The 6675-nt window shown below is 65.2% G+C and carries 6 protein-coding genes and 1 pseudogene; 5 read left to right on the top strand and 2 right to left on the bottom strand.

All coding sequences use genetic code 11. The annotated features are described in order from the left end of the window. Positions 1-1044 (top strand): hypothetical protein (locus tag VEI45_RS22520; RefSeq protein WP_324856743.1); only part of this gene is annotated, 1044 nt, incomplete at its 5' end. Next, a complete protein-coding gene (locus VEI45_RS22515; protein WP_324856742.1) occupies positions 1041-2504 on the top strand; it encodes an NAD(P)/FAD-dependent oxidoreductase in 1464 nt (487 codons plus the stop codon). The genes VEI45_RS22520 and VEI45_RS22515, both read left to right, overlap by 4 nt. Here the strand turns inward: VEI45_RS22515 and VEI45_RS22510 are convergent. Continuing rightward, positions 2479-3072 (bottom strand): helix-turn-helix domain-containing protein, encoded by a 594-nt coding sequence (locus tag VEI45_RS22510; protein ID WP_324856741.1) that lies wholly within the window; start codon positions 3070-3072, stop codon positions 2479-2481. The two genes, VEI45_RS22515 and VEI45_RS22510, sit on opposite strands and share 26 nt — an antisense overlap. 60 nt (positions 3073-3132) lie before the next feature. Here VEI45_RS22510 and VEI45_RS22505 point away from each other — a divergent pair, with 60 nt between their 5' ends. From VEI45_RS22505 to VEI45_RS22495, 3 genes are all read left to right on the top strand, one after another. Continuing rightward, positions 3133-4254 carry a sulfotransferase gene (locus tag VEI45_RS22505; RefSeq protein WP_324856740.1) on the top strand — a complete coding sequence of 374 codons (1122 nt, stop codon included), beginning with the start codon at positions 3133-3135 and terminating at the stop codon, positions 4252-4254. After that, on the top strand, positions 4244-5302 hold the full coding sequence (locus tag VEI45_RS22500) for a hypothetical protein (protein ID WP_324856739.1): 1059 nt from the start codon (positions 4244-4246) through the stop codon (positions 5300-5302). Before VEI45_RS22505 ends, VEI45_RS22500 begins: the two co-directional genes overlap by 11 nt. A gap of 71 nt (positions 5303-5373) precedes the next feature. Beyond that, a complete protein-coding gene (locus VEI45_RS22495; protein ID WP_414687563.1) occupies positions 5374-6180 on the top strand; it encodes an alpha/beta fold hydrolase in 807 nt (268 codons plus the stop codon). A 47-nt stretch (positions 6181-6227) separates the two neighbouring features. On the opposite strand, the pseudogene VEI45_RS22490 reads toward VEI45_RS22495, so the two are convergent. Next, positions 6228-6470, bottom strand: a pseudogene (locus VEI45_RS22490) (FUSC family protein); the annotation flags it as partial. Between the last annotated feature and the right edge of the window lie 205 nt (positions 6471-6675).

The raw sequence follows: 6675 nt of genomic DNA, 5'->3' as shown, positions 1-6675 counted from the left end.
ATCGCGCACGCGCGCGACAACTCACTGCAAGTCGTCCTCGGTATCGGCAAGTACACGAACCGCGGCGTCTTCGACGGCGCGGCCGGCGTATGCCGCGGCACCGAGCAATGGACGGTACGCGCCGGACGGCGGCTGTCATCAGCATCGGCCAGCACCGACGTCGGGCCGATTCATTACAGCGTTGTCGAACCGCTGCGTGCCATCCGGGTCAGCCTCGACCCGACCGAACACGCCCCGATCGCGTTCGACGTCGTCATGCGGGGGAGCTTCGACGCGTCGCTGGAAGACCCGTGGCCGGATCGCAGCCCGGACGGATACCGCGTCACCCACAACATCCTGCGCTACCACCAGGTCGGCGTGGCCTCGGGCTGGGTGGAGGTCGATGGCAGCCGTACCGAAATCAAAGCGGACGAATGGATTTCCATCCGCGATCACTCGTGGGGGCTGCGGCCCGGCGTCGGCAAGCCGATACCAGGGCTACCGCGCGGGGGCCGAAAGATCAAGCAAATGTTCATGACCTGGCTGCCGATGACGCTGACCCGCGCAGACGGATCCGCCTACTCGTTGTTCATGATGTATCAAGAGGAGCGCGGTGACGGGTTCACCGAGATACGTTGCCAGGCCGAGCAACAGAACGCTGACGGCACGTCGCACCGGTTCGCCTCGGTCGAGCAGGATATGCACTTCCAGGATGACAACCGGCGGTTCACGCACGGAACGATCACGCTGATCGACACCGACGGGACAAAACGCCCGCTGACCATCACAGCGGCTGGACCAACCGGTTTTCACCTGGGCACCGCCGGCTACTACGGGTGGAACGACTGGGTGCTGGGACAGTGGGTTGGCGACCTCAAAGTCGAAGGCGGCCACGTTACCGACTGCGACAAGCCGGAGAACGCACGTCAACTGCACCAGCTGCGCGATCTGCTTGTGCGTGTCGACGATCCCGTAGGGGGCGGCGCTGGATTGGGCAATGCCGAGACCTTCGCGCTTGGTGCCTTCCCAGATCGTGGACTGACCGCGGAGAATTCCTTCCTGTGAGCACAACGCCGAACAAGCCGACGGTGGCAATCGTCGGCGCGGGTCTCGGCGGGATCGCAATGGGTATCCAACTCGCTCACGGCGGATATGACTTCACGATCTTCGACAGCGGCGACGACTTCGGCGGCACCTGGCGCAAGAACACCTATCCGGGTGCGGCCTGCGATGTACCCTCGCACTTCTACTCCTACTCGTTCGCGCTGAACCCACGGTGGAGCAAGACGTTCGCCGACCAGCCGGAGATCCTCGCGTACATCGAAAAGGTCGCCGCCGGCCATGGTCTGGCCGAGCATCTGGTCCCGCGCACCCGCATCACGACGTTGCGGTGGTCGGACACCGACAAGCGCTGGACGCTGACCAGCGACGACGGCCAGACCCGCGAATTCGACATCGTGGTCAGCGCGGTGGGAATGCTCGACGTCCCCAAAATCCCCGACATCCCCGGCGCGAGCCGATTCCGCGGCCGGGCTTTTCACTCGTCGAAGTGGGACCACTCCAAATCGACTGCGGGCGAACGTGTTGCATCGATCGGAACCGGAGCAAGCGCCGTCCAATACGTGCCAGAGATCGCCGCGGCCACTGCGCACCTGACGGTCTTTCAGCGGACGCCGATCTGGGTATCGCCGCGGTATGACGAGCCGTTCACCCCGGAGCAGCAGGAACTCTTCGAACGCGACCCGGCGGCAGCGTTGAAAGTACGCGACGCCGCCTACCAGGACTACGAGTCGGCGAATTTCGCGGTCGATTCTACGATGACCCAAGAGCTGACCGGGATGGCGCACAGCTATCTGCTTCGCAAAGTCAAGGATCCGGAGCTGCGCGCCAAGCTGACCCCGGACTATCCCGTCGGCTGCAAGCGACCGCTGCAATCGCGCACCTGGTTCCCAACGTTCGCGCTGCCCAACGTGACGCTGGAGACTTCGCCGATCGTCGAGTTCACCGAACGGGGTCTGCGCACGGCTGACGGCAGAGAGCACGACGTCGACACCGTCATCTACGGAACGGGCTTTCGGGCAGTGGATTTCCTTGGCAGCCTTGACGTGTACGGCCGTGGCGGGCGCCGGCTCCATGACGATTGGATCGACGGCGCCGAGGCCTACCTGGGCACCGTGGTGCCGGGATACCCGAACCTGTTCACGCTGTATGGCCCCAACACGAACGGGGTTACCTCGATCATCTACATCCTGGAAGCGCAATCCGAGTTCGTCCGTCGCGTGTTGGACGGCATGGGCCGCCGAGGGGTCCAGTCGGTGGAGATCAAACAGCATCTCCACGACGCGTACAACGCCGAAATCCAGGACGCGCTGGCCGGAACCGTGTGGGTTGCCAACTGCAACAACTACTTCCGCCACGCCAACGGCAAGGTCGTCACGCAGTTCCCGTACAACGGCGAGACGTTCGTTGAGCGGCTATCGCGAGTCGACCTCGACGACTTCAATTGTCGTCAATCTCCGCAATGACTTTCGCGATCAGCCACTGCACGGCACCAATCGCCTCGGCGTTGTCGAGGTTCCACGCGCCGATCAGCCGCTCGTAGGTCGGCGGGCTCCACAGCACGTCCAGGAGGCCGGCGAGTGCTCTGCGTCGCGCGTCCGGCAGCTCCGGCGCGTGGGAGGCGACCGCGCGATCCAACGCCTCGTGGCGTCGAGCGTCGGCACCGGCGAAGGCCGGGCCGCGCGGTGCGCCGACCGTGTCCTTGATCGCGAACCGTCGCAGCGAGGCGAAGACCCGGGCCGTCACGTCGGCAAGGTTGTCCAGCTCGACGTCCTGGTAGCTGATGCCGGCCTCGTCCTCCAGGCGGGCCATGATCGCGTCATGCAGATGCCGTTCGGCCGGGAAGTTGCGGTACACGGTGCGCTCGCTGACCCCGGCCCGTTCGGCGACGGCGCGAAAGGTCAGCTCGTCCCAGTCCCAGGTGGTGAAGCCGCGCACCAGCCGGGCGCCCGCGTCGACGATGCGCTCGCGGGTCGCGGCGGCCCGTTCGCGGCGCGCCGGGCTGTGGTAGCGGCGCCGCGGCGATTCGGCCATTGACAACTCGCCCATAATCGCGTCAGTATACTGACACGGATTGTCCGGAAGGGGCTCATTGTGGCCGAATTCGACGACGTCGTCGGCCGCGCTGTCGCGCAGACCGGCCTGGAGGACTTCGGCGACGACTCCTTCCGGGAAGGGCTCGAGGTGCTGCTCGCCTCGCTGCGCGACGAGGCCCGGCTCAACACCCGGGGCGAGGGCTACATCTATCCCCGCATCGTCACCGCGCTGTCGCAGCGACTGCAGGTCGAGGACTGGTATCGCCGCCACCCGGAGATCGACGACGTCGAAATCCTGCCGCCGTTGATCGGGCTGGGTCTGCCCCGTACCGGTTCTACGGCCTTGTCGTTGCTGCTTTCGCAGGACCCCGGCATTCGGTATCTGCGTCGGTGGGAGTCCTCACACCCGTGTCCGCCACCGTCGACGGTGCAGGGTCCCGATCCGCGGATCCCGGAAGACGAGGGCAACAAAGTCGGCTCGCGGGCGCACGTGCCGACCGGCACACATGCTCCGATGGAGTGTCTGGAGCTGATGGCGCTGGACTTCAAATCCCATATCTTCCAAGCCTTTGCGCAGATCCCGTCGTACTCGGCCTGGCTGGTGGAAAAGGCAGACTTCGCGTCGACATACGCCTACCAGCGGCGGGTGATGAAGCTGCTGTGCTGGGGTGAGCCGACGCGGCCGTGGCGACTGAAATCGCCGTCGCATGTGTTGTGGCTCGACGACCTCAACGGGATCTTCCCCGACGCTCGCTTTGTGATGACCCACCGCGACCCGACTGACGTGATTTTGTCGGTGGCAGATCTCTACGCCGACATCATCGGCAGCTTCACCGATCACATCGACCGCAAATACATCGGTCAACTTAATGTCGAGCACTGGTCGCTGGGCATGCAACGAGCGCTGCGCTTCCGCGATGGCGGAGCCGATCATCGCTTCTACGACATCGACTTTCGTGCTATGCAGGCCGACCCGATCAATGAGGTTCGCGGACTCTACGCATGGCTCGGTGAGCCGGTCACCGACGAATTCGAATCGCGAATGCGCACTTGGTGGGCTGAGGCCGCCGCGGAACGGGAACCGAGCACCCACGCCGACCCGATGGCATTCGGCATCGACCTCGACGCGGTAAGGCCGTTGTTCGCCGACTACGCCGCAAGGAGTTTGCATGGCAATTGATCTGACCGGCGGTATCGATCCGTTACGAGAGCAGGTGTTCGCGCACCGGCCCGACGACCCGGAGATGCGGGACTCGGTGAGTTTCTGGGTCATCGACGACCGCGGCGAAGTTGGCTTGCCCCGCATCGGGATTGAGGCCGTCGCCGCGAACTGGTATGCGCACGACGTTCAAGTCAACGTGGCCTTCCCCGACGGGCGGGTCTTCCGGCTACGCGAAAACGGGAAAAGCTGGCCCGCCGAAGGGCCCGACGGCCGCCCGACCGTGCTCGGCGCCGGCGGGCTGGGGTTCCGCTGCGTCGAGCCGTTCGACACCTGGACGATGACCTACGACGGCAAGGCGGTACAGACCTCGTCGAGCGATCTGATCGACGGCAAGAAGCACGGGCCACTGGTCGACGTCAGCTTTCACGTCGAGGCGAAGATGGCGGTTCCGCCGTGGGTACAAGGAGCGCTGTCCGCCGAGGCGGGGTCGCGGCTGAAGACATCGATCGAAGGCAACCTGATGGGCGGCCCGCGCTATGAGCAGCTGTTCCACGCGACGGGGGCGCTGAAGGTCGGTGACGAGGAGCGCGGCTTCGTCGGCAGTGGTCTGCGCATCCGCCGTCAAGGGGTCCGCAAGCTCGCCGGGTTCTGGGGCCACAGTTGGCAATCGGCGCTGTTTCCAAGTGGACGCGCCTTCGGCTACATCGCCTATCCGCCGCGCCCCGACGGCCAGCCAACATTCAACGAGGGCTACGTATTTTACGGCGACGGCAGCCTGATTCCTGCCCGCGTTGTCGAGGCGCCGTGGCTGACCAGGCTGCAATCGGTCGGCGAGGACGTCTCGCTGGCACTGGAAACATCAAGCGGGACAGTGCATATCGACGGAGAGACGGTCCTGTCCACCCACGACATCCATCACGACGACAAGATGTTCTCCACCCAGGCGCTCAAGCAGGAGATGCCCAGCTTTCCCGCGCTTCAGCAGGCGGGCGTCCGCTATCGGTGGGACGGCGAAGAAGCTTTTGGCATGCTGGAACGCTCCAATCCGCTGGACAAGCTAAATTAACCGTCGTGACCATCACGCCGGAGACGTTCACCATTGACGGTGTCGGTGGCACGCGCATCGTGGCCGACCGGATGGGCGATCCCGAAGCGGCGGCCGTGGTGTTCTTGCACGGCGGCGGGCAGACCCGCCGCTCGTGGGGCAAGGCGGCCGCGGCGGTGGCCGAGCGTGGCTGGCAGGCGATCACGGTCGACCTGCGCGGCCATGGCGAGTCGGACTGGTCGGAAGGCGGCGATTATCGCCTCACCAGCTTCGCCCTCGACATTCAAGAAGTGTTGCGCCGGGTGTCGCCGCAACCGGTGTTAGTAGGCGCATCCCTGGGTGGCTTCACGACAATGCTTCTCGCGGGCGAGCTTTCGCCCGGCATCGCCCGCGCGGCGGTCTTGGTGGACATCGTGCCCAACATGGATGAGTCCGGAGCGAACCGGGTGCACAATTTCATGGCCGACCGGGTGAAATCGGGATTCGAGTCGCTCGACGAGGTCGCCGACATGATCGCCGAGTACAACCCGCACCGGCCCCGCCCAACCGACCTCGAGGGCCTGCGCACAAACCTGCGCCGCCGCGGCGATCGCTGGTACTGGCACTGGGATCCGAAGTTCATTAGCAACACCGCGTCGCTTCCGCCCACCGAGGTTGCCGATGTCGATCGCTTGAACGCGGCGGTTGAAACGATCCTCGCGGGCGGCGTGCCCATGCTGCTGGTGCGCGGCCAAATGAGCGACCTGGTCAGCCAGGAGCGTGCCGACGAGTTCCTGGTTCGCTTCCCCCAAGTCGAGTTCGTCGATGTCGGCGGCGCCGGGCACATGGTCGCCGGCGATCGCAACGACGTGTTCGCAGCTGCGGTGTTGGACTTCCTCACCCGGCACGGGCGGTTCTAACCGCTTCCGTCACCACATCCTCAGCGCCGAGGTCGATGGCAGCGCTGGGCGGTGATGGCCAGCGCCGCGGGCAGCGGTAGCAGCGCCATCGTGATCTTCTGCCGGCGCGGGTCCGGCTCGTTGACCACTCGTCCGGCCACCATGGTGATCAGCACGCCGAGCAGCGCCACGGTCAACGGCTGGTGCGTGGCCTTGGTCAGCAGAAACAGGATCAACAGCGCGACCGCCAAGGAGGCCGTTGTGCGGGCGGCCATCCGCAGCCGCAGCAATCCCGGGTCGGAGCCGATCATCCAGTTCTGCGCCCGCACGTATACCGCGGTTGCGCGATCGAACACCCGTGATCAGCCTCTCTTGTGCGGAATGCTTGTCTATCGTGACTTGACTCTGGCATAGCGGCCAAGATGGGACCCGATGAGCATTCCCCAGCCGACTCGGACGAAGCTGGCCGACGGGCGTGAACTGCTGTTCTTTTCGTTGCCCGGCCACACCCCGGCA

The organism is Mycobacterium sp. (assembly GCF_035623875.1).
Lineage (GTDB): Bacteria > Actinomycetota > Actinomycetes > Mycobacteriales > Mycobacteriaceae > Mycobacterium.
Note: the sequence above shows the minus strand (reverse complement) of the source record. Positions and strands in the feature narration are given on the sequence as shown.

Excerpts from the sequence above, each read along its gene's own strand:
- VEI45_RS22510 (WP_324856741.1), bottom strand. The coding sequence starts at position 3,072 with ATGGCCGAATCGCCGCGGCGCCGCTACCACAGCCCGGCGCGCCGCGAA.
- VEI45_RS22500 (WP_324856739.1), top strand. The coding sequence starts at position 4,244 with ATGGCAATTGATCTGACCGGCGGTATCGATCCGTTACGAGAGCAGGTG.
- VEI45_RS22495 (WP_414687563.1), top strand. The coding sequence starts at position 5,374 with ATGGGCGATCCCGAAGCGGCGGCCGTGGTGTTCTTGCACGGCGGCGGG.